Source organism: Bacillus sp. iso_77 (assembly GCF_056173625.1).
Genome location: NZ_CM149683.1, coordinates 2,295,597 through 2,315,785, shown reverse-complemented (window position 1 = coordinate 2,315,785; position 20,189 = coordinate 2,295,597). Strand labels below are relative to the sequence as shown.

The 20,189-nt window shown below is 41.7% G+C and carries 24 protein-coding genes; 20 read left to right on the top strand and 4 right to left on the bottom strand.

All coding sequences use genetic code 11. The annotated features are described in order from the left end of the window. Positions 1 to 89: 89 nt before the first annotated feature. From AC0VYC_RS11875 to AC0VYC_RS11865, 3 genes are all read left to right on the top strand, one after another. Entirely contained in the window at positions 90 to 830 is a 741-nt protein-coding gene (locus tag AC0VYC_RS11875) for a polysaccharide deacetylase family protein (RefSeq protein WP_100325283.1), read from the top strand. Between the two features lie 72 nt (positions 831 to 902). Beyond that, the gene (locus AC0VYC_RS11870; RefSeq protein WP_169476094.1) at positions 903 to 1,631 is read left to right on the top strand and encodes an SGNH/GDSL hydrolase family protein; all 729 of its coding nucleotides are present in this window, start codon (positions 903 to 905) and stop codon (positions 1,629 to 1,631) included. A 78-nt stretch (positions 1,632 to 1,709) separates the two neighbouring features. Then, a complete protein-coding gene (locus AC0VYC_RS11865; protein ID WP_003217499.1) occupies positions 1,710 to 1,859 on the top strand; it encodes a hypothetical protein in 150 nt (49 codons plus the stop codon). A 136-nt stretch (positions 1,860 to 1,995) separates the two neighbouring features. On the opposite strand, the gene AC0VYC_RS11860 is transcribed toward AC0VYC_RS11865, so the two are convergent. Then, the gene (locus tag AC0VYC_RS11860; protein ID WP_003217327.1) at positions 1,996 to 2,136 is read right to left on the bottom strand and encodes a sporulation histidine kinase inhibitor Sda; all 141 of its coding nucleotides are present in this window, start codon (positions 2,134 to 2,136) and stop codon (positions 1,996 to 1,998) included. A gap of 362 nt (positions 2,137 to 2,498) precedes the next feature. Here AC0VYC_RS11860 and AC0VYC_RS11855 point away from each other — a divergent pair, with 362 nt between their 5' ends. Genes AC0VYC_RS11855 through AC0VYC_RS11820 form a run of 8 tightly spaced genes read left to right on the top strand, consistent with a single transcriptional unit; the run spans position 2,499 to position 7,516 of the window. Further along, positions 2,499 to 3,020, top strand: coding sequence for a YqeG family HAD IIIA-type phosphatase (locus AC0VYC_RS11855; protein WP_008356191.1), 522 nt, complete (start codon positions 2,499 to 2,501; stop codon positions 3,018 to 3,020). A 2-nt stretch (positions 3,021 to 3,022) separates the two neighbouring features. Further along, a complete protein-coding gene (gene yqeH, locus AC0VYC_RS11850; protein ID WP_007501357.1) occupies positions 3,023 to 4,123 on the top strand; it encodes a ribosome biogenesis GTPase YqeH in 1,101 nt (366 codons plus the stop codon). A 21-nt stretch (positions 4,124 to 4,144) separates the two neighbouring features. After that, entirely contained in the window at positions 4,145 to 4,987 is an 843-nt protein-coding gene (aroE, locus tag AC0VYC_RS11845; RefSeq protein ID WP_096881642.1) for a shikimate dehydrogenase, read from the top strand. Then, positions 4,981 to 5,271 carry a ribosome assembly RNA-binding protein YhbY gene (yhbY, locus tag AC0VYC_RS11840; RefSeq protein ID WP_008342507.1) on the top strand — a complete coding sequence of 97 codons (291 nt, stop codon included), beginning with the start codon at positions 4,981 to 4,983 and terminating at the stop codon, positions 5,269 to 5,271. The genes aroE and yhbY overlap by 7 nt, the downstream gene beginning before the upstream one ends. Positions 5,272 to 5,284: 13 nt before the next feature. Further along, positions 5,285 to 5,854: a nicotinate-nucleotide adenylyltransferase gene (locus AC0VYC_RS11835; RefSeq protein ID WP_039167215.1), complete on the top strand. Its 570-nt coding sequence runs from the start codon at positions 5,285 to 5,287 to the stop codon at positions 5,852 to 5,854. Next, a complete protein-coding gene (gene yqeK / locus AC0VYC_RS11830) occupies positions 5,844 to 6,407 on the top strand; it encodes a bis(5'-nucleosyl)-tetraphosphatase (symmetrical) YqeK (protein ID WP_017358029.1) in 564 nt (187 codons plus the stop codon). The genes AC0VYC_RS11835 and yqeK overlap by 11 nt, the downstream gene beginning before the upstream one ends. A 12-nt stretch (positions 6,408 to 6,419) precedes the next feature. Next, positions 6,420 to 6,776: a ribosome silencing factor gene (rsfS, locus tag AC0VYC_RS11825; protein WP_008342502.1), complete on the top strand. Its 357-nt coding sequence runs from the start codon at positions 6,420 to 6,422 to the stop codon at positions 6,774 to 6,776. Then, positions 6,773 to 7,516, top strand: coding sequence for a class I SAM-dependent DNA methyltransferase (locus tag AC0VYC_RS11820; RefSeq protein ID WP_135009260.1), 744 nt, complete (start codon positions 6,773 to 6,775; stop codon positions 7,514 to 7,516). Before rsfS ends, AC0VYC_RS11820 begins: the two co-directional genes overlap by 4 nt. A gap of 48 nt (positions 7,517 to 7,564) precedes the next feature. Here AC0VYC_RS11820 and comER read toward each other — a convergent pair whose 3' ends face one another. Beyond that, on the bottom strand, positions 7,565 to 8,413 hold the full coding sequence (gene comER / locus AC0VYC_RS11815; RefSeq protein ID WP_008342498.1) for a late competence protein ComER: 849 nt from the start codon (positions 8,411 to 8,413) through the stop codon (positions 7,565 to 7,567). 90 nt (positions 8,414 to 8,503) lie between these two features. Between comER and AC0VYC_RS11810 the strand changes: the two genes are divergently transcribed. The 3 genes from AC0VYC_RS11810 (at position 8,504) to AC0VYC_RS11800 (ending at position 12,088) form a co-directional block, all read left to right on the top strand. Further along, complete coding sequence (locus AC0VYC_RS11810) at positions 8,504 to 9,133, top strand: helix-hairpin-helix domain-containing protein (RefSeq protein ID WP_475388513.1); 630 nt, start codon at positions 8,504 to 8,506, stop codon at positions 9,131 to 9,133. Between the two features lie 65 nt (positions 9,134 to 9,198). After that, positions 9,199 to 9,768, top strand: a complete 570-nt coding sequence (locus AC0VYC_RS11805; protein ID WP_008342495.1) for a ComE operon protein 2 — start codon at positions 9,199 to 9,201, stop codon at positions 9,766 to 9,768. Beyond that, positions 9,761 to 12,088, top strand: a complete 2,328-nt coding sequence (locus AC0VYC_RS11800) for a DNA internalization-related competence protein ComEC/Rec2 (protein WP_475390049.1) — start codon at positions 9,761 to 9,763, stop codon at positions 12,086 to 12,088. The genes AC0VYC_RS11805 and AC0VYC_RS11800 overlap by 8 nt, the downstream gene beginning before the upstream one ends. Positions 12,089 to 12,127: 39 nt before the next feature. Here the strand turns inward: AC0VYC_RS11800 and AC0VYC_RS11795 are convergent, their stop codons facing one another. Continuing rightward, the gene (locus tag AC0VYC_RS11795) at positions 12,128 to 12,262 is read right to left on the bottom strand and encodes a YqzM family protein (RefSeq protein ID WP_008342491.1); all 135 of its coding nucleotides are present in this window, start codon (positions 12,260 to 12,262) and stop codon (positions 12,128 to 12,130) included. A gap of 238 nt (positions 12,263 to 12,500) precedes the next feature. Between AC0VYC_RS11795 and holA the strand changes: the two genes are divergently transcribed. Then, entirely contained in the window at positions 12,501 to 13,520 is a 1,020-nt protein-coding gene (gene holA, locus AC0VYC_RS11790) for a DNA polymerase III subunit delta (RefSeq protein ID WP_017358025.1), read from the top strand. A 134-nt stretch (positions 13,521 to 13,654) separates the two neighbouring features. Here holA and rpsT read toward each other — a convergent pair whose 3' ends face one another. Beyond that, a complete protein-coding gene (gene rpsT, locus AC0VYC_RS11785; RefSeq protein WP_008342485.1) occupies positions 13,655 to 13,921 on the bottom strand; it encodes a 30S ribosomal protein S20 in 267 nt (88 codons plus the stop codon). Positions 13,922 to 14,119: 198 nt separating this feature from the next. Here rpsT and gpr point away from each other — a divergent pair, with 198 nt between their 5' ends. From gpr to hemW, 5 genes are all read left to right on the top strand, one after another. Continuing rightward, entirely contained in the window at positions 14,120 to 15,235 is a 1,116-nt protein-coding gene (gene gpr / locus AC0VYC_RS11780; RefSeq protein WP_286067955.1) for a GPR endopeptidase, read from the top strand. Between the two features lie 66 nt (positions 15,236 to 15,301). Beyond that, positions 15,302 to 16,510, top strand: coding sequence for a stage II sporulation protein P (locus AC0VYC_RS11775; protein WP_007501337.1), 1,209 nt, complete (start codon positions 15,302 to 15,304; stop codon positions 16,508 to 16,510). A 13-nt stretch (positions 16,511 to 16,523) separates the two neighbouring features. Continuing rightward, entirely contained in the window at positions 16,524 to 16,856 is a 333-nt protein-coding gene (locus tag AC0VYC_RS11770) for a YqxA family protein (protein WP_017358024.1), read from the top strand. 165 nt (positions 16,857 to 17,021) lie between these two features. Next, entirely contained in the window at positions 17,022 to 18,860 is a 1,839-nt protein-coding gene (gene lepA, locus AC0VYC_RS11765) for a translation elongation factor 4 (protein WP_008342476.1), read from the top strand. A 114-nt stretch (positions 18,861 to 18,974) separates the two neighbouring features. Further along, positions 18,975 to 20,114, top strand: coding sequence for a radical SAM family heme chaperone HemW (gene hemW, locus AC0VYC_RS11760; RefSeq protein WP_327861767.1), 1,140 nt, complete (start codon positions 18,975 to 18,977; stop codon positions 20,112 to 20,114). Positions 20,115 to 20,189 lie beyond the last annotated feature (75 nt).

Genomic DNA, 20,189 nt, shown 5'->3' with positions numbered 1-20,189 from the left:
AAAAGAAGCGTAGACGTTCACGAAACTTGAATGAATTCATCAGAAAGCGGGCAATTTAATGTGTAATGATGTTCTGTGGAGGCGGTCTGATGAAAGGGTTGCATATCTTGTTATGTATATTGGTAATATGCGCTTTTGTTCCTGGTAACATAGAGGCGCGTACATTAAAAAGAATCGACCTAGAAAAAACGGGACGAGCCTTTTGGGACATGAGAGAGGAACGGAAAAAGATTGCGTTAACCTTTGATGATGGGCCTCATCCGGTATACACAAATCAAATACTAGATGTACTGAGAGAGCATGAAGTGAATGCCAGCTTTTTTGTCATCGGAAGCCGTATTCATGCATATCCCCTGCTCGCAGAGCGGATTGTGAGCGAAGGAAATGAGCTTGGCAATCACACGATGAACCATACGTATTTTGACCTTTTGTCATCGAAAGAAATTAAGCAAGAATTAAAAGAATCAGCGGCTCATATCGCTTCTCTCCAGCCTGGCGGACCCTTATTATTTCGTCCCCCGGGCGGGCGCTTGACGATGAAGTCATTCCGCATTCTTTCAAAGCAAGGATACGATGTCGTGATGTGGTCCTTTACGCAAGATCCGAAGGACTGGTCTAGGCCAGGTGCACACAAAATTGCCAGCCGTATTATTGAGAATATTCAGGGCGGTGATATCATCCTTCTACATGATGGCGGAGGAAATCGTAAGCAGACAGTAGAAGCGCTGAAACAAGTCGTACCTGAACTAAAGAAAAGGGGCTATGAGTTTGTGAAAGTGAGCGAACTGGTGCACCATGACAGAGATTATCTGCCGGTTCAATTACAATAAGAAAACAGTCATTCATTGAAACCAAAAGTCTTGTCGTTTACTATATGAAGAGGGCTTTTGGAGGTGAATGTTGTGAAGAAATTTGTTTTCCTTTTCATCCTGTTATGTGTTGCGGCTGGGTGCTCAAAACCAGTGCAGGAAAGCGTGATTGCATTTGGTGACAGTAACACAAGAGGATCGAACTGGGATTTTCGAGATTATCCCACATCTGAAAAATGGGTGAATCTCATGAAAAACGTCGAGCGTGGCCAAATCAAGGTACAGAATGCCGGGATTGGCGGGCAGACAACAGAAGATGCGAAGCTGCGCTTTGAGCAGGATATTTTAAAACAAAAACCAACTTACGTCCTCATCATGTTCGGTACAAATGATGCGGCGATTCTAGATGGGAAACATCCCCGTGTGACCAAAAAACGATTTAAAGAAAACTTATCCTACTTCATTTCTGAAAGTAGGAAAGAGGGAATTACCCCGATCCTCATGACGTGCGTGCCTGTGGTGGAAGGAGGCAAAAAGGGCTTGTATTATTATTCTAGATATAAGTCATCTTATTTTGCTGAGAGAGGCGGGGCGAGAGCTTGGCAAAACTCATATAATGACATCACAAGACAAGTAGCTGAAAAACAGCAAGTGCCGCTTGTCGACAATTGGAAAGCGTTCATCCGAGAAGCGGGTGAAGATAGTGACAACGCCTTGATTCAGTCTGGCCTCATTGACCCTTCTGGCAATCATATGACACCAAAAGGGGCAAGAATCATTTATAACGAAATCAAAGAGCGTGATGTCATTAAACATTTTTAAATGCAGGCCATCAGCCTAAACAAGACGATCCACCTTGCATATTCTAACAGTATATCTTCCTAGAAGGAGGTAACTGATATGTGGGGATGTCCTTATCCTTACCCTGCGTGTTCGCCTTATCCAGCTCAAGGAGCAGGAATCGGTTACGCTTTTCTTGTTGTGTTCCTTGTCGTCATTTTGGTCGTAGGTGGAGGGTTATGGTTTTGGAATGAACAGCCTTGCAAATAAGACACCTCTTCTTTGATCAGAAGGGGTGTTTTTTACGGAAAATAGTAGTAAGCCTATAGCGCAAGTGATATAATATCAGTCACCTGAGTTTAAAAAAGGAGAGTGCTCGGGAGGCATGGTTCCTGGATATATGGAATTAAGAGGAAACAGAGAGCATATGCCCGAGCGAACGTCTTTTCATTTCTGTCTCAATTAATTCAATGAAGTCGCGATTTAAGTTCATTTCATTTGCTTTATAATACGATTCTATAAGTAAATCATCTGACAGCTTTTTCATACTAGAAACCCATATGATGGGAAAAACACCTCCCCTGAAAAAGTTGGCATAAAACTTGAGGAAAAGACATATCATCATAGGTTGATCGAATGTCTTTGAAGTACCTTTAATCTACCATGAATGGGAAACAAGAACAATCGTTCTGTTATCCACATGGTTAAGTGGATAACTTGTGGGTAGAGTGTTTATAATTGAATGAAAGCGTGATGAAATATAGGTGGATAATGTGTGTAAAATTATCCACACCTGTTGAAGGTCCTCATCATATGTCGAAAACTTTTTCATTGTATTCGATAGACAGACAAATTGTGATTTGATTCGACACAATCGCTGAAAAACCAATGGAAGAAAGGGTGCAAATTGTGCTAAAGAAGTATTTCTTACCGGATGAATTTGTGAAAAGTATTTTCCACATTTCGCCGCAAAAACTAAAAGAACGAAATGTAAAAGGAATTATTACGGATTTAGATAACACACTAGTAGAATGGGATCGTCCAAGTGCGACCCCGCGTTTAATTGAATGGTTTCAAGAGATGAAAGATCACGGGATACAGGTGACGATTGTATCGAACAATAATGAAAAAAGGGTCAAGCTTTTTTCTGAGCCTGTTCATATCCCGTTTATTTATAAAGCGAGAAAACCGATGGGAAGAGCCTTTAATAAGGCCGTCGCTGATATGCAATTGAAGAAAGAAGATGTGGTTGTCATTGGCGATCAGCTTATGACAGATGTGCTTGGCGGAAACAGGCATGGCTTCCATACCATTTTAGTTGTTCCTGTTGCGGCATCGGACGGATTTTTCACGAAGTTTAACAGGCAGATTGAACGCAGAATTTTAGGAGCCTTAAAGCGTAAGGGCCACATTCAGTGGGAGGAAGAGTAATAATGGAAAAGGTTGTTTGTATTGGCTGCGGTGTAGCCATTCAGACGGAAGATAAAGATCAATTAGGATATGCGCCGGCAGCATCTCTATTGAAAGAAGATGTGATCTGTCAGCGCTGTTTTAGGTTAAAGAACTACAATGAAATTCAGGATGTATCTTTAACAGAAGACGACTTTTTAAATATTTTACACAGCATTGGCGAGACTGATTCTCTGATCGTCAAGGTCGTTGATATTTTTGACTTTAACGGAAGCTGGATTAATGGACTGAGCCGTATTGTTGGTGGTAATCCCATTTTACTTGTCGGCAACAAGGTAGATATTTTACCGAAATCCGTGAAAAAAGATCGTCTTGTTCAATGGATGAAGCGGGAAGCAAAAGAAAATGGGCTCAATCCGATTGATGTGTTTTTAATCAGTGCGAGCAGAGGACAAGGTGTGCCTGAGGTTATGGAGGCCATTGATCATTACCGTGAGGGCAGAAATGTCTATGTTGTCGGCTGTACAAATGTTGGGAAATCAACATTTATTAACCGCATTATCAAAGAGGTGTCTGGAGAAGAGAATGTGATCACCACATCCCAATACCCAGGGACAACACTTGATGCGATTGAAATCCCGCTTGATGACGGGTCTGCTTTATTCGATACACCGGGGATCATCAACCGCCATCAAATGGCGCACTATGTCGGCAAAAATGACTTAAAGATTTTAACGCCGAAAAAAGAATTGAAACCGAGAACGTTCCAGTTAAATGAAGCTCAAACGCTTTACTTTGGCGGACTGGCTCGATTTGATTATGTAAAAGGCGGCAGAACATCCTTTGTTTGCTACATGCCAAATGAACTCAACATTCACAGGACAAAGATGGAGAATGCAGATGACTTATATGAAAAGCATGCAGGTGAGCTGCTTTCACCGCCATCAAAAGAGGGAATGGAAGATTTCCCGCCGCTCGTTCCGCACACTTTCACCATCGATCAGCCAAAAATGGACATTGTCTTTTCAGGATTAGGCTGGGTGACGGCAAATGATGCTGGGAAACAAATCAAAGTGTATGCGCCAAAAGGCGTGCACGTGTTTATGAGACGTTCGTTAATTTAAATGTTCAGAGGGGGAGAGACCTTGAAACCTTTATACGGAGTAATCGGTAACCCTGTTGGCCATTCAATGTCTCCAGATATTCATAATGCAGCATTAAAGGATGCTGGAATTGATGGACATTATCATGGCTTTCAAGTAGAAGAAAACGACCTGAAAGATGCCATTAGCGGTATGAAAGCCTTAGGAATCAGCGGCTTTAACGTCACTGTTCCGCACAAGGTAGACATCATGCAGTACCTTGACAAAATTGATGTGACAGCTGAACGTCTGCGTGCCGTCAATACGGTTCGCCTCGAAAATGGTCAACTCGTTGGGTACAATACAGATGGAGAGGGTTTTCTTCATTCATTGCTTGAAGCGTTGGATCAGCCGTTATCAGAGCTGTCATTTCTCCTGCTTGGTGCTGGTGGAGCAGCAAGAGCGATTTACACGACAATTGCTGAGTATGCACCGAAACAATTTGATATCGCCAACCGCACCATTGAAAAAGCTGAGGCTTTAATTGAAAGTGCCGATGGGAAAATTACATCTCGTGCGATAGCATTAAATACAGCAGAAGAGCGGCTTGGGGAATATGATGTCATCATCCATACGACCTCGATTGGTATGTATCCGAATGTTGAAGAAACCCCCATTTCTTTAGCGAACGCAAAAAAAACAGCGGTCGTTTGTGATATTGTGTATAATCCAATAGAAACAAAGCTGCTAAGCGAAGCAGCCGGGTTAGGTTTGAAAACAGTCGATGGCGTCGGCATGTTTGTTGGTCAGGCGGTAAGAGCCTTTGAACTGTGGACTGGCATTACACCTGACGCCCGAAAAATGAAGTCAATTGTCATAGAGAAATTAGGAGGAACACCATGTTAAAAGGTAAGCAAAAACGTTTTTTACGTGCGCAAGCACATCATTTATCACCTATTTTTCAAGTTGGAAAAGGCGGGGTAAATGACAATATGGTCAAGCAAATTTCCGAGGCGCTTGAAGCAAGAGAACTTTTGAAAGTTAGCGTATTGCAAAACTGCGACGAGGACAAAACAGAGGTTGCAAAAGCACTTGTAAAAGGTGCAAAAGCTGAACTCGTTCAAACGATCGGAAATGTGATTGTCCTTTATAAGGAATCAAAGGAAAATAAACAAATTAAGCTGCCGTAAAGGTGGATATGATATGAAAAAAATAGGATTGTTCGGCGGTACGTTTGATCCCCCGCATAATGGGCATTTGCTGATGGCAAGTGAGGTGCGTTTCCAAGTAGGGCTTGATGAAATTTGGTTTATCCCAAATCACCAGCCCCCTCATAAAACGGGCCGAAAACGAGCAGAGAGTCATCACCGCGTAAAAATGGTGGAAAAAGCGATTCAGACAAATCCTCATTTTCGAGTTGAGCTTATTGAAATGGAGCGGGAGGGCCCATCTTATACAGTAGATACGGTTGAGCTGTTAAAGAAGCGCCATCCTGAAGATGAGTTCTTTTTTATGATTGGAGCGGACATGGTCGAGTATTTGCCGAAATGGCATAGAATCGATGATTTGCTTCAGATGATCACCTTTATTGGGATGAAAAGACCAGGTTATGAAGGAAGTACGGCGTATCCTCTTTTGTTTGCAGATGTTCCGGCTTTTGATGTATCATCGACATTGATTAGGCAGCGAATGAAGCAGGGGAAACCTGTTGATTATTTGATTCCGAAAGCTGTTGAGTGTTATATAAAGGAGCATCATTTATATGAATCGTGAAGAAGCTTTAAACTGTGTCAAACAGCAGTTAACAGAGCATAGATATACACATACAATTGGGGTAATGGAGACGGCCATTTCATTAGCTGAACGTTTTGGTGCAGATGTGAAAAAAGCAGAGGTCGCGGCTATTTTCCACGATTATGCTAAATTTAGACCGAAAGAAGAAATGAAGGGCATCATCCAGCAAGAACAGATGAACCCTCTATTGCTTAAATATTCACCTGAGCTTTGGCATGCCCCAGTTGGTGCCTATTTGGTCAAAAAAGAAGTTGGAATTGACGACCAAGATATTTTAACAGCCATTGAATTCCATACATCCGGCAGACCGAATATGACATTGCTTGAAAAAGTCATTTATGTCGCTGACTATATAGAGCCAGGACGCCATTTTCCTGGTGTAGAGGAAGTAAGAGAGTTAGCAGAGCAGGATTTGGACCTTGCCTTGATTCAATCTTTAAAAAACACCGTCAGCTTTTTAATGAAAAAGAATCAGCCAGTTTTCCCAGATACACTTGCTACTTATAACTCACTTGTGCAAAAGAACAACTAAGGAGGAATTTTGATGGATGCATCATCAATTTTAAACATCGCAGCAGGAGCGTGCGATGATAAACGGGCAGAGGACATTATTGCCCTGAATATGCAAGGGATCTCACTTGTTGCAGATTATTTTCTTATTTGTCACGGGAATTCTGACAAACAAGTACAGGCCATTGCAAGAGAAGTGAAACACCTTGCAGAAGAAGGCGGCATCGAAGTTAAAAAGATGGAGGGCTTTGACGAAGCAAGATGGGTCTTGATTGATTTAGGAGATGTCATTGCTCATGTGTTCCACAAAGAGGAAAGAGGATACTATAACTTAGAGAAGCTTTGGGGAGATGCGCCGAGAGAAACGCTTTCACTTGGCATTAACTCATGATTTATCAAGGGTTTGCAGGTGTGTATGATGAGCTCATGACACATGCCCCTTATGATGAATGGGTTCAGTGGATACAGCGGTATATCAAGCCGAATAGTGCGATTATCGATGTAGGTTGTGGAACTGGAGAGATCTCTCTTCGGTTAGCTGCAAAAGGCCACATGGTCACAGGAATTGACCTAAGTGAAGAGATGCTGGCATTTGCGCAGCAAAAAGCACAGGCTCATAAGCAGTCTATTCAATTTTTACATCAAGATATGAGAGAGCTTGAGGGGTTTGAACAAACTTTTCAAGCAGCGGTTATTTGCTGTGATTCTTTGAATTATCTAAAAAACGAAAATGACGTCAAAAAAACCTTTAAAAACATGTTTCAGCTTTTAGAGACAGGTGGGGTTTTATTGTTTGATGTTCATACCCCTTATAAAATGGAAGAGGTATTTCCTGGCTCTACTTATGCCGATCAAGATGAAGAAATCAGCTACATTTGGCAGAGTGATAAAGGAGATCATCCATATTCGATCATTCATGATTTAAGCTTCTTTGTAAAAGACGGAGACGTGTATGAACGTTATGATGAAACGCACGAACAACGTACATTTCCTTTTGAGACATATGCAGCGTTCCTTGAGTCCGCTGGCTTTGAACAGATTGAAGTGACCGCTGATTTTACAAATGAAGCACCTCAAGAATGTGCAGAAAGATATTTTATTTCAGCGAAGAAACCAAAAACCATCGTTTAATGGACGATGGTTTTTTTAAAACCCTTTTTTCGCTTGTTGCGAACATGTTTAATTTCTGAGATCATCAGTAAACACACTCGGTGGGTATTGATGCGCAACCGCTTCTACATCCTCATCGAACTTGTCATGAGTGTTCTGGAAAAGCTGATGGAACATATCTTGAACACCTGCTTCAAGTGCTTTAATGCCCTCGCCGGTGACGCCGCCTTTTACACACACCTTCTCTTGCAGTGTAGGCAGGGTATACACCCTTTTTTCAATCAAACGGCCAAGTCCTACAAGCATATCTTCTGATAATGTGGTGGCTTCTTCTTTTGAAATATCCGTTTCTTCAACAGCGGCTTCAATCATTTTCTGAACAAGAAAGCTAATAAAGGCAGGACCGCAGCTGACAATATCTGAGGCTGCCCGTGTGATTGAATGATGAATTTCTATTGGTGTTGAAATGCGGGAAGCGAGTTGTCTGAGCGCTGCTTTTGTCGTGACATTGCATGATGAACCAAATGTTAAAAGTGATGCGCCTGATAATGCGCGGTTGGTGATGCTTGGGATCAGTCTGGCTGTTTGACAAGGAACAATGTCTTGAAGCTGTTCAGGATGAACCGGACTTGTAATGATGACAATGGTTTGCTGTTCTTTTAAAAGTGGGCTCAGCTCTTTTAAAAGCGGATAAATATCAAGTGGTTTGACACAAACAAAGATGAAATCTTTATCTGTTACAGCTCCTGAAAGCTGTTTCGTCACTTCGACCTCTGGGTGATTCTTTTTTATATTGAACGCTTTTTCGATGGTCCGATTTGTAATGGTGATGGATGAGGGATTGACTGCTTTTGATTCAATAAATGCCTCAGTAAGTATGGTACCCATGTTTCCTGTACCGATTAACCCTATATTCAAACGTTCTCCCTCCTTAGACGCATAGGATCTGTTATCTTCTAAACAGTATGTGAAGCAGCGTGAAAATATGATTGAAAGAAGCGTGAACAAGTGAAGCAGCTCAATTCGTTGAAAAAATACAGTCTTTATCTGATAGCGGGAATTATCATCCTTATCATCATCTGTTTCTGCTTTTTAGTAGGAAAAGAGAAAGGCAGCGCCGAGCCAAGTGTATTGAAAGAACAACATGAAACGCGGGTCACATTAGAAGAAAAACAAGAGAGTGCAGAAAAAGAGCCAACATCCATCGTAGTAGAGGTCAAAGGAGCTGTACGGAAGCCGGGCGTGTATGCATTTATGGCTGAGGACAGAGTTGAAGAAGCGATTAAAAGAGCAGGTGGTTTTACGAGTAAGGCAGATACAGTTGACATCAATCAAGCAGCAAAATTAGAGGACAGTATGATGATTTATGTACGAAAGAAGGGGGAAGGTGACAAGCAGGGACAAACAGCAGCGGTTGATACGCCGCCCGGAAATGAACAGAGTCAAGGGGTGAATGTCAATCAAGCTGATGCAGCGGAATTGCAGACCATTAACGGAATAGGCCCAGCCAAAGCGGAAGCCATCATTGCGTATAGAGAAGAACATGGAGAATTTCAGCAAATTGAAGATTTGCGGAATATTTCGGGTTTTGGAGAGAAGACCATTGAACGACTAAAAAATCAACTGACGGTTAAGTAGAATTGACGGTATAGAAGAAAGGCATGTACACTTAATACCATACATCATTCTGGAGGGATCAGCTCGTGGAGAGAATTTCATGGAATCAATATTTTATGGCTCAAAGCCATTTGCTTGCTTTGCGAAGCACCTGTGAGCGGCTAGCTGTTGGGGCAACGATCGTAAGAGACAAGCGCATTATCGCAGGTGGATATAATGGATCCATTGCCGGCGACGTACATTGTGCAGATGTAGGATGCTATGTGATAGATCATCACTGCGTTCGTACAATCCATGCGGAGATGAACGCTATTTTACAATGTGCCAAATTTGGTGCACCAACGGCTGATGCTGAAATATATGTGACGCACTTTCCTTGCTTGCAGTGCTGTAAAGCGATTATTCAAGCAGGTATTCGAACAGTGTATTATGCGAAGGATTATAAAAATCATCCATATGCTGTTGATTTATTTGAACAGGCCGGAGTTCAAACAGAACAGGTTGAACTAGATGAGATGATTATTGACTTAAAAAACCAAGAAAAATTAGCCTTTGTTGCGGATTTAATAGGCAAACTAAGTGAATCAGGACGTAGCGAAACAGAAATTCGTCAAATGCATGAAAAGGCGAATCAATTATTTACTTCCTATGTTTAAGTATTTGCCGTTCGGGGCGATTTCAGCAGCTGTTGGAATTGCTCTGGCCGCATATCATCTTCATTTGTATTTTCTCCTTTTTCTTCTTGTATGTCTTCTTTTCAGTTTGCTGAAAAAAACACCCCAGCTCTTTCTGATGGTCAGTTTTTGTGGAACGATCTATATGCTCATTTTTATGGTGCATCAGTCTTTTGAAACGGATCATCCCGTACAAGAAAAATCATTTTCTCATTCGGTTGTGATTGAAACGATTCCGAAAATAGATGGCAATCGCTTTTCAGCGACTGTTTCATCAGAGAATCGTCGACTAGCGGCTTTTTATACGATTCAAACGGAGCGTGAAAAAGAAGCGCTAAAAGATGTTGGGCCAGGTATGAGCTGTCATATGACAGGTGAGATGCGGTTGCCTAAACATGCAACCATACCGAATGGCTTTCAATATGATCAATTTCTAAAAACAAAAGGCATTGATGCTATTTTCCTAACGCAGTCTATGAAAAGCTGCACGAAACATGACAGCCCTTCACATTACCTTTCATCTATTAGGCAGAAGGGGTTGAAATTTCTAGAAGATCACGTTCCGAAGAGTTCTGTTGGGATTGTGCAGGCACTTATTTTTGGCGATCGTGATTTAATAGACCCTGATACATTAAGAGATTATCAAATGCTTGGCATCATTCATTTATTAGCCATTTCAGGACTTCATGTTCAAACATTGCTCGCTTGTCTATTTTGGTGTCTACTCCGCGCTGGCGTGACAAGAGAGACAGCGCGTATTCTTTTATTATCCTTTTTGCCGGTTTATGCTTGTTTAACAGGTGCTGCACCGTCTGTGTTAAGAGCCTGTCTCATGGCTGGAATTTATTTAGTCATCACAAGCCTGCCAAAAGAAATGAAACAGCCTTCTGCGGTCGTGTTAAGTGCAGCGTTCTTGCTTTTATTAGCCATTCAACCACTTTATATATTTGATGTCGGTTTTCAACTGTCATTTGTGGTGACCTTATTTATTTTGCTATCCACTAGTATTTTATCAAAAGCAAAAAGTTCGGTGATGCAGTTATTCCTCATTTCCTTGATTGCACAGCTTGCTTCGCTTCCTGTTCTTTTATATTATTTTCAACAATTTTCCTTGCTGAGTGTTCCTTTAAATATGATGTTTGTTCCTTTTTATACAATGGTTGTCATGCCTCTGTCCTTATTCTTTTTTCTTTTATCTATCATTTATCTTCCGCTTGGACAAACACTGTTTCAGCTGCTTGATTGGGTGATCCAGTTTAGTCATCAATTGTCTGCACATATGGCTGCTTACGATAGTCTTACTCTCATTTTTATGAAATCGACATGGTGGCATGTTCTCCTAGAGGTCTCCTCCATTGTTTTTCTATTCATTGTGATGGAATGTAAAACTTCTATCAAATCTTATCTTGTTCCGATTTTGATTCTCGTTTGTGTGCTGGCTGTACACTATTTCACGCCGAATTTTCTTCAAAAAGGAGAGGTCACGATGTTAGATGTAGGACAAGGGGATAGTTTGTTTATTCAGCTACCTTATCGAACCGGGCATATATTAGTCGATACAGGAGGCAGACTTTCTTTTGAAGAAGAGCCATGGAAAAAAAGACGTAAAGTATCTACAATTGGGGATCAAACGCTTATTCCATTTCTGCATTCTAAAGGCATAGCAAAACTTGATGTCCTCATCCTTACCCATGCTGATCAAGATCATATGGGAGAAGCGATGCGGTTAATAAAGCGAAATAAAGTCAAGCGCCTTGCAATCCCAAAAGGCTTTGCTCGAAATCCAGAGGATGCGCAGCTTTTAAAGGAAGCGGCTGATCAAAGGATTCCTGTAGATGAGTTGGAAAGAGGGGATCAGCTGAGAATTGGAGGACAAAAATTCGACGTTCTGCATCCCGCACGTGACCAGGTGACGAGTAAAAATAATGATTCACTGGTCCTCACCTTTACGCTTGGCGGCAAGCGTTTTATGCTGACTGGGGATCTTGAACAAGAAGGGGAACGAGACATCATTCAAGCTTACCCCAAGCTACGAGCGGATGTCTTGAAGGTTGGGCATCACGGGAGTAAAGGATCAACAAGTGAAGAATGGCTTCAGCATTTGAACCCGTCATATGCACTGATTTCAGCAGGTGAACGAAATCGGTATCACCATCCTCATCAAGAAGTTTTGAAAAAATTAAATGATCATCAAACAAAGGTGTATCGTACAGATATCGATGGAAGTGTGACCTATGAATTTCTTGAAGAGGATGGAACATTTTACGCTCATCCTCCATATGATATCTTACAAAATCAATAAAAAAACTGCCAAAACGGCAGTCATCTTGCATTCATGTAGTTAAGATCCAACGAGGTGTATCACTGTTGCCAAAATAAACATTGAGGCGAAAAATCCGAATGTGACGATAAAACCAACAGCTGAGTCGGTCACATCATTCCGCTTGCTTTGAACATTCTTTTCAAATTCATTCATTTTCATCCCTCCTGGCTATTTTTAGTATACTTGAACTCATTTGGAATTGCTAGAAGGTAAAGTAACCGTTTTCCATTTTCATGATCATTTTGTGAATATCGTCTGACTGTAAGCTGACCCGGGAGCTTACGTGAGACGTTTACTATAAATGAGGAGGCGGCACTTTCAGCTTCCTCTTTACTAATGTCTCTACACGCTTTAGGATAGAGGAGGAAGTGAAAGAGAGGGATTTAAGCGAATGGTCTTTGAAGTATGGAACAATTTAAAAAAAGGGGATATCCATCCCGTTTATTGCTTATATGGAAAAGAAACGTATTTACTTCAAGAGACAGCTGCAAAATTGAGACAAGCTGTCGTCGACGAAGAAACAAAGGATTTTAATTACTCTGTCTTCGATATGGAAGAGGTGCCGCTTGAGCAGGCTGTGACGGACGCAGAAACATTTCCGTTTATGGGAGAGCGGCGTCTCGTTGTGATCAAAAACCCTTATTTCCTCACTGCAGAAAAGAAAAAAGAAAAGATCGAGCATCAGCTTTCTGTGTTAGAAGCTTATTTAGAAAAGCCAGCACCCTACACGATTCTCGTGTTATTAGCACCATATGAAAAACTGGACGAACGTAAGAAAATCACCAAATTGTTAAAAAAGAAAGCGGCTGTGGTTGAGGCGAAAGAGTTAAATCCGAAAGAAACAACAGATTTCACCATTACATTAGTGAAAACAGAAGGAAAAACAATCTCGGCTGAAGCGGCAGAACAGCTTGTCATGTTATGTGGCGGGAGCCTGTCCTCACTTTTTCAAGAGGTTCGAAAGCTAAGTACATATATTGGGCAGCGAGAGGAAATTGAGCTGGCGGATGTCAATCAGCTCGTTGCACGAAGTTTGGAGCAGAATATTTTCGAACTGATTAACCAAATCGTGAACAGGCGCCGGTCTGAAGCGATGCAAATGTTTTATGATCTCCTAAAGCAAAATGAGGAGCCCATTAAAATATTGGCACTCATTTCAAATCAATTTCGGTTGATATTGCAGACAAAGTACTTTGCTCAGCAGGGATACGGGCAAAAACAAATTGCGTCAAACTTGAAAGTCCACCCATTTCGGGTCAAACTCGCGATGGATCAGGCAAGACTGTTTTCAGAAGAAGAGCTAAAGTACATCGTCAAAGAGCTCTCCACGATTGATTATGAAATGAAAACGGGTAAAAAGGACAAGCAGCTATTATTAGAATTGTTCCTGCTTCGGTTATTAGGGGCTTGAACATAAAAAAACGACCTTCTCAAAAGAGGGTCGTTTTTGTTTAGATGTATAATTGCCAGTCTGTCCTTATGGCTGAGCCGTTCAGGACGGACGTACAGTTAAACAGGTGCCTCATCACTGAGGCGTTGCAAACATTATGCAGAAAGTCCGTTTACTTGTTTCGCAAGTCTTGATTTGTAACGCGCAGCTGCGTTTTTGTGTACAAGACCAGTTTTAACGGCTTTGTCAATGCGTTTTGCAGCAGAAGAAAGAGCAGCTTTTGCTTGCTCAGCATCGTTGTTAGCTACAGAAACTTCAACTTGTTTAATCGCAGTACGCATCGCAGACTTGATTGTTGCGTTGTGTGCACGGCGTTCGTTATTCGTTTTTGTACGTTTGATCGCTGATTTAATATTTGGCATGTGTTTCACCTCCTAAGATACAACCTAAACACAATTGTCTTAAGGTTAAATCTTCACAATAGAACAAATTGTATTCTATCAAACACACCTTTAGAATGCAATATAAATGTAAAGTATTTTTCGTTGATGAAGCGCTCGAATGTTTCTTGAAAGAGATGGAAAGACTACTGTTAATTACTTGATGGAAGGAGCCTTTTCATGAAGAAACAGAAACTCGATTTAAGCGCTTATCAAATCCGGACCGATTTGGCCGTTGAAACAAAAGAGATACTAGAACAAGAGAACGATCCGAATGTGGTCAAAAAGGACGGTATTCAAGGAATTGTTGAGAAGGAGAAGGAAGAGCACGGCATCCGCATCCGCACTGTGGAGATTACGACAGAAGGAGAAGAGTTGACCGGAAAAAAGGCAGGGACATACTTGACGCTTGAGGCGCAAGGAATTCGGGAGAAAGACTCTGAGATGCAAGAAAAAGTGGTTGAAGTTTTTGCCCATCATTTTGCTCAGTTTTTAAAAGATCACGGCATTCAGCCAGATGCGAGCTGTCTTGTCGTAGGACTCGGAAACTGGAATGTCACGCCGGATGCTTTAGGGCCGCTCACAGTTGAGAATTTGCTGGTGACACGCCATTTATTTGAATTACAGCCTGAGAATGTGCAGGAAGGCTATCGCCCAGTGTCTTCATTATCGCCTGGTGTCATGGGGCTGACTGGTATAGAAACAAGTGACATTATACAAGGTGTCATTGAACGATCTAAACCAGATTTTGTGATCGCCATCGATGCACTAGCTGCACGTGCAGTAGAACGGGTGAATACGACGATTCAAATTTCTGATACAGGTATACATCCAGGATCGGGTGTCGGAAATAAACGAAAAGAATTAAGCAAAGAGACCTTGGGTATTCCAGTCATTGCCATTGGTGTACCGACAGTGGTCGATGCAGTGACGATCGCAAGTGACACGATTGATTACGTGTTAAAGCATTTTGGTAGAGAACTGAAAGATGATAGACCTTCCCGATCTTTAGTACCAGCGGGTCTGACATTTGGGAAGAAAAAAGTGCTGAATGAAGAAGATTTGCCAGATGATGAAACGCGTCAATCCTTTTTAGGAATCGTCGGAACGCTTCCTGAAGAAGAAAAAAGACAGTTGATCCATGAAGTGCTTGCACCGCTTGGACAAAATCTAATGGTCACACCGAAGGAAGTGGATACATTCATTGATGACATGGCGAACGTACTCGCCAATGGGTTAAATACAGCACTTCATCAAAAAATCTCTCAAGACAACATGGGTTCTTATAATCATTAATCAGTTCTACTTTCTCTAGCTCGCTCATAGTGTAATTACTAGAAAGCGTGCTGGAGGGAGTAAATCATGAAAAAAAGACCTCGCCGTCCTCGACAGTTGGTCGTTGCGATTAATGGAACAAAAGTAGTGAAGAGTATTTTTTTGTTTATTGTCTCTCTGGTGGTTGTGTTTGTCATGTCAGGGGCTTTGACGTCTTTAAAACCTGAGCTTAGGCCTCAAGCATCATTATATGGTGTAGCAGATGAGCTGTCAGGGGCATTCTTTGCAACTCTAATGGGGATGGAAAATCAATATTTTGCCTCAGCAGTCCCTGAAGATCAAAAAGGATTTCATTTCTCCGGGCTGTCACTCAAACTTGCCACAAGTATCAATTTAGAAGACCCCCGCAGTTTTCTAGGAAGAGAGCTGCCGGGCTTTGAACATTTTGATACAAAAATCATCCTAGCAGGTGAAGGTACAGACTATACGAATATGCCAATGGAATCGCCGCCTCCAAGTGAAGTCATCAAAGATGAAAAAGAAGCAAATCTAGCTGAGCTGGACAAGCTTGATGAAGATGAACCGAAAACGCCTGCAAAAGAGCCGGACCAGTCGACAGGAAAACGAAAAGCTGTGTACATTTATCACACACATAATACGGAATCATATTTACCATTTTTAAAAGGAGAAACAAACCCAAACAATGCGCGTCACTCAAAAGTGAACGTCACCCTTGTCGGGGAGATGTTTGGTAAAGCGCTCGATCAGCAAGGAATCGGCAACACAGTGGATAAAACAGAAATCGAAAAAAGACTGCTAAAAAAAGGATTGAAGTACCCACAATCGTATAATGAATCCAGATTGGTTGTAAAAGAAGCTCTCGCTAAAAATGATGACCTAGATTACTTAATCGATATTCACCGGGATTCAAGAAGAAAGAAAGATACGACAGTAGAAATCAAAGGCAAGAAATATGCGAGAATCGCGTTTGTTGTAGGGAAGAAGAATCAAAGCTATGAGAAAAACTTAAAGCTGGCGACAGAGTTCCACCATTTGATGGAGAAAAAATATAAAGGACTTAGTGTCGGTGTGTTTGCCAAAGGAGAAATTGGTGATAATGGAATCTATAATCAAGATTTATCTGACAAAGCCCTTCTATTAGAATTTGGCGGTGTGGATAATAATATGGAAGAACTGAAAAACGCATCCAATGCTGCAGCTGATGTGTTCAGTGAAATTTTCTGGGACGCAGAAAAGGTAGACGGCAAAGCAAAGGATGAGAAAAAACGGTCTTAAGGTGGTGGAGGATATGGGCTCATTTATCGGAAAAACCATTATTTTATCGCTCGTATTGCTATTCGGTGTCTTTTTAGGAATGCAGCAAGCCAATAATGGCATGCTGCAAATGAAAGGGTATCATGATCCGCAATTAAAAGGGGCCTTCACTGTCCAAACGAATGATGATCAAGAAAAAGAAGCTTCTATCCTCGGAACAGCTGTCACACAAAAAGACTTAGCAGAAAAACAAAAGCAGCTAGAAGAAATGGAGAGCTTTAATGCCTTCTCTAAGGCTGGAAAAGCATTATCAGATGGTATGACGCATGCAGCCCGTACACTTTATGATTGGGTGAATGGTAAATAAACTGTTGTAAGCATCATGTTGGATGTTATTTCATAAGATATCACACCTTTTCGTGAAAGCCGCTAACCGATGAGCGGCTTTTCTTGATTTCGATTGAATCTTTACAGCCCTATTGATATAATCTAACCTAGCGCAACCCGCGTTTTATAGTAGGAGTGATAGATTGTGACAGATAAAGAAAAACGATTAGAACGGCAATCAAGAATTCGAAATTTCTCCATTATCGCCCATATTGACCATGGGAAATCCACATTGGCTGACCGTATTTTGGAAAAAACAGCGGCGATTACGCAACGAGAAATGAAAGAACAATTACTTGATTCCATGGACTTAGAGCGTGAACGCGGCATTACGATCAAATTAAACTCTGTCCAGCTGAAATATCAGGCGAAGGATGGAGAAGAATATATAATGCACCTGATTGATACACCAGGGCATGTCGACTTCACCTATGAGGTATCTCGAAGCCTAGCTGCCTGTGAAGGTGCAATTCTTGTGGTGGATGCAGCACAAGGCATTGAAGCACAGACACTTGCGAACGTTTATTTAGCTCTTGATAACAACTTAGAAATCCTGCCGATCATTAACAAAATTGATCTGCCGAGTGCAGAACCTGAACGTGTAAGACAAGAAATTGAAGATGTCATCGGGTTGGATGCATCTGAAGCTGTTCTTACCTCTGCTAAGGCGGGCATCGGGATCGAGGATATTTTAGAACAAATCGTCGAAAAGGTGCCGGCACCAGCTGGAGATCCAGAAGCACCACTTCAAGCCCTCATTTTTGATTCTCTCTACGATGCGTATCGTGGCGTCATTGCTTACATACGAATTGTCGAAGGAACCGTCAAACCGGGTCAAAAAATCAAGATGATGGCGACAGGCAAAGAATTTGAAGTGCTTGAAGTCGGCGTATTTACACCGAAAGCAATGCCAACAGACGAACTCACTGTTGGAGATGTTGGCTATTTAACAGCTGCTATTAAAAATGTTGGCGATACACGTGTAGGGGATACGATCACAAGTGCGGTAAACCCTGCGAAAGAAGCTCTACCTGGATATAGAAAGCTGAACCCAATGGTGTACTGCGGCCTTTATCCAATTGACACAGCGAAATATAACGACTTGCGTGAAGCGTTAGAAAAGCTTGAATTAAACGATTCTTCACTTCAATATGAGGCAGAGACATCCCAAGCACTGGGCTTCGGTTTCCGCTGCGGCTTCCTTGGCATGCTTCATATGGAAATCATCCAAGAACGGATTGAGCGTGAATTTAAAATCGACCTTATTACGACAGCGCCAAGTGTTATTTACGATGTGTATATGACAGACGGAGAAAAAATCGTCGTAGATAACCCGTCCAATTTGCCTGATCCGCAAAAGATTGAGCGAATTGAAGAGCCATACGTGAAGGCAACAATGATGGTGCCAAATGATTATGTTGGTTCTGTGATGGAGCTTTGCCAAGGAAAGCGCGGCAATTTCATTGATATGCAATATCTTGATGCAAACCGCGTGAGCATTGTGTACGAAATTCCTCTGGCAGAGATCGTATACGAATTCTTTGATCAATTAAAGTCCAATACAAAAGGGTATGCATCCTTTGATTACGAGCTGATCGGCTATCGCCCATCCACTCTAGTGAAAATGGATATCATGCTCAATGGCGAAAAAATCGATGCGCTATCCTTTATTGTTCACCGCGACTATGCATATGAACGCGGAAAGATCATTGTAGAAAAGCTGAAAGAACTGATTCCGCGCCAGCACTTTGAAGTACCAGTTCAGGCAGCGATCGGTCAAAAAATTGTTGCTCGGTCTACCATTAAAGCAATGCGCAAGAACGTACTAGCGAAGTGTTATGGTGGAGATATTTCCCGGAAAAGAAAGCTTCTTGAGAAGCAAAAAGAAGGGAAAAAGCGCATGAAGCAAGTGGGTTCTGTAGAAGTCCCACAAGAAGCATTTATGGCCGTGCTGAAAATGGACGACAGCACACCGAAAAAATAACATCCTCAAGGCAACCTGCTTTACAATGCTCGCCTTGACGTTTATAGTCGAAAACAAACGAAGAGGCCGCAGCGATAAACTGCGGCTCTTTACCTGTAAAGAAGGTGTCAACAAATGAAAGCAGCATACATTCACATTCCATTTTGTGAGCACATTTGTCACTATTGTGATTTTAATAAATTTTTCATTAAAACCCAGCCGGTCGATGAATACTTAGTCGCTCTTGAAAAAGAAATGCAGCACACGATCGATCAAAAAGGGGAGCAAGAACTAAAGACGATCTTTATTGGCGGAGGAACCCCGACATCACTGACAACCAGCCAGTTAGATCAGCTTATGGACAGCATTCACCGCGTATTAAAACCAACCAAAAACTTAATCGAGTTTGCAGTAGAAGCAAACCCAGACGAACTATCGCTTGAGAAATTGAATGTCTTAAAATCAGCAGGCGTTAATCGGCTGAGCTTTGGTGTTCAAACATTTGAAGATGACCTGCTCAAAAAAATCGGACGGGTTCATCAAAAGAAAGATGTTCTCACATCTTTCGAGCGAGCAAGAGCAGTTGGGTTTGACAACATTAGTCTTGATCTTATGTTTGGTTTGCCTCATCAAGAGAAGCATCATGTCATGCATTCACTAGAGACCGCTTTTTCATTAGGTGCAGAACATTATTCGGTTTATTCGCTGATTGTCGAGCCAAAGACGGTCTTTTACAATTTGATGCAAAAAGGGAAACTGCATTTACCACCGCAAGAACGTGAGGCTGAAATGTATGAGCTCGTCATGGATGAAATGAAGCGGCACGGACTCAAACAATATGAGATTAGCAATTACGCCAAACCAGGTTTTGAAAGCCAGCATAACCTCACCTATTGGAGCAACGAAGATTACTTTGGTTTTGGCGCAGGAGCGCACGGGTATGTAGATGGCGTCCGCAATGTGAACGCTGGACCAGTGAAGCATTACTTAGAGCTCATTGAACAAACAGGGTTTCCATATAAGGAAACGCATCAGGTGACAAAAGCAGAACAGATCGAAGAGGAAATGTTCTTAGGTTTGCGGAAAATTGAAGGCGTGAAAAGTGCTCACTTTCAAACGAAATTTGGAGCATCACCAGAAGCACTCTTTCCCGCCGTTCTTGAAGAATTAGCAGAAAAAGGTCTCATTGAACAGGATGAGATTGGCATTCGTTTAACAAGAAAAGGAAAATTGTTAGGGAATGAAGTATTTCAAGCGTTTCTCGGTGAGTTATAATTGACATTTTAATTTGAGTTTGGTAATTTTGTTTATACAATTAGCACTCGTTGAAAGAGAGTGCTAACAGGGGTG

Excerpts from the sequence above, each read along its gene's own strand:
- holA (WP_017358025.1), top strand. The coding sequence starts at position 12,501 with ATGGTCTTTGAAGTATGGAACAATTTAAAAAAAGGGGATATCCATCCC.
- AC0VYC_RS11800 (WP_475390049.1), top strand. The coding sequence starts at position 9,761 with ATGTTTAAGTATTTGCCGTTCGGGGCGATTTCAGCAGCTGTTGGAATT.
- yhbY (WP_008342507.1), top strand. The coding sequence starts at position 4,981 with ATGTTAAAAGGTAAGCAAAAACGTTTTTTACGTGCGCAAGCACATCAT.
- yqeH (WP_007501357.1), top strand. The coding sequence starts at position 3,023 with ATGGAAAAGGTTGTTTGTATTGGCTGCGGTGTAGCCATTCAGACGGAA.
- gpr (WP_286067955.1), top strand. The coding sequence starts at position 14,120 with ATGAAGAAACAGAAACTCGATTTAAGCGCTTATCAAATCCGGACCGAT.
- AC0VYC_RS11820 (WP_135009260.1), top strand. The coding sequence starts at position 6,773 with ATGATTTATCAAGGGTTTGCAGGTGTGTATGATGAGCTCATGACACAT.
- yqeK (WP_017358029.1), top strand. The coding sequence starts at position 5,844 with ATGAATCGTGAAGAAGCTTTAAACTGTGTCAAACAGCAGTTAACAGAG.
- rpsT (WP_008342485.1), bottom strand. The coding sequence starts at position 13,921 with ATGCCAAATATTAAATCAGCGATCAAACGTACAAAAACGAATAACGAA.
- AC0VYC_RS11770 (WP_017358024.1), top strand. The coding sequence starts at position 16,524 with ATGGGCTCATTTATCGGAAAAACCATTATTTTATCGCTCGTATTGCTA.
- AC0VYC_RS11795 (WP_008342491.1), bottom strand. The coding sequence starts at position 12,262 with ATGAATGAATTTGAAAAGAATGTTCAAAGCAAGCGGAATGATGTGACC.
- hemW (WP_327861767.1), top strand. The coding sequence starts at position 18,975 with ATGAAAGCAGCATACATTCACATTCCATTTTGTGAGCACATTTGTCAC.
- AC0VYC_RS11860 (WP_003217327.1), bottom strand. The coding sequence starts at position 2,136 with ATGAAAAAGCTGTCAGATGATTTACTTATAGAATCGTATTATAAAGCA.
- AC0VYC_RS11865 (WP_003217499.1), top strand. The coding sequence starts at position 1,710 with ATGTGGGGATGTCCTTATCCTTACCCTGCGTGTTCGCCTTATCCAGCT.
- rsfS (WP_008342502.1), top strand. The coding sequence starts at position 6,420 with ATGGATGCATCATCAATTTTAAACATCGCAGCAGGAGCGTGCGATGAT.
- AC0VYC_RS11875 (WP_100325283.1), top strand. The coding sequence starts at position 90 with ATGAAAGGGTTGCATATCTTGTTATGTATATTGGTAATATGCGCTTTT.
- AC0VYC_RS11835 (WP_039167215.1), top strand. The coding sequence starts at position 5,285 with ATGAAAAAAATAGGATTGTTCGGCGGTACGTTTGATCCCCCGCATAAT.
- AC0VYC_RS11775 (WP_007501337.1), top strand. The coding sequence starts at position 15,302 with ATGAAAAAAAGACCTCGCCGTCCTCGACAGTTGGTCGTTGCGATTAAT.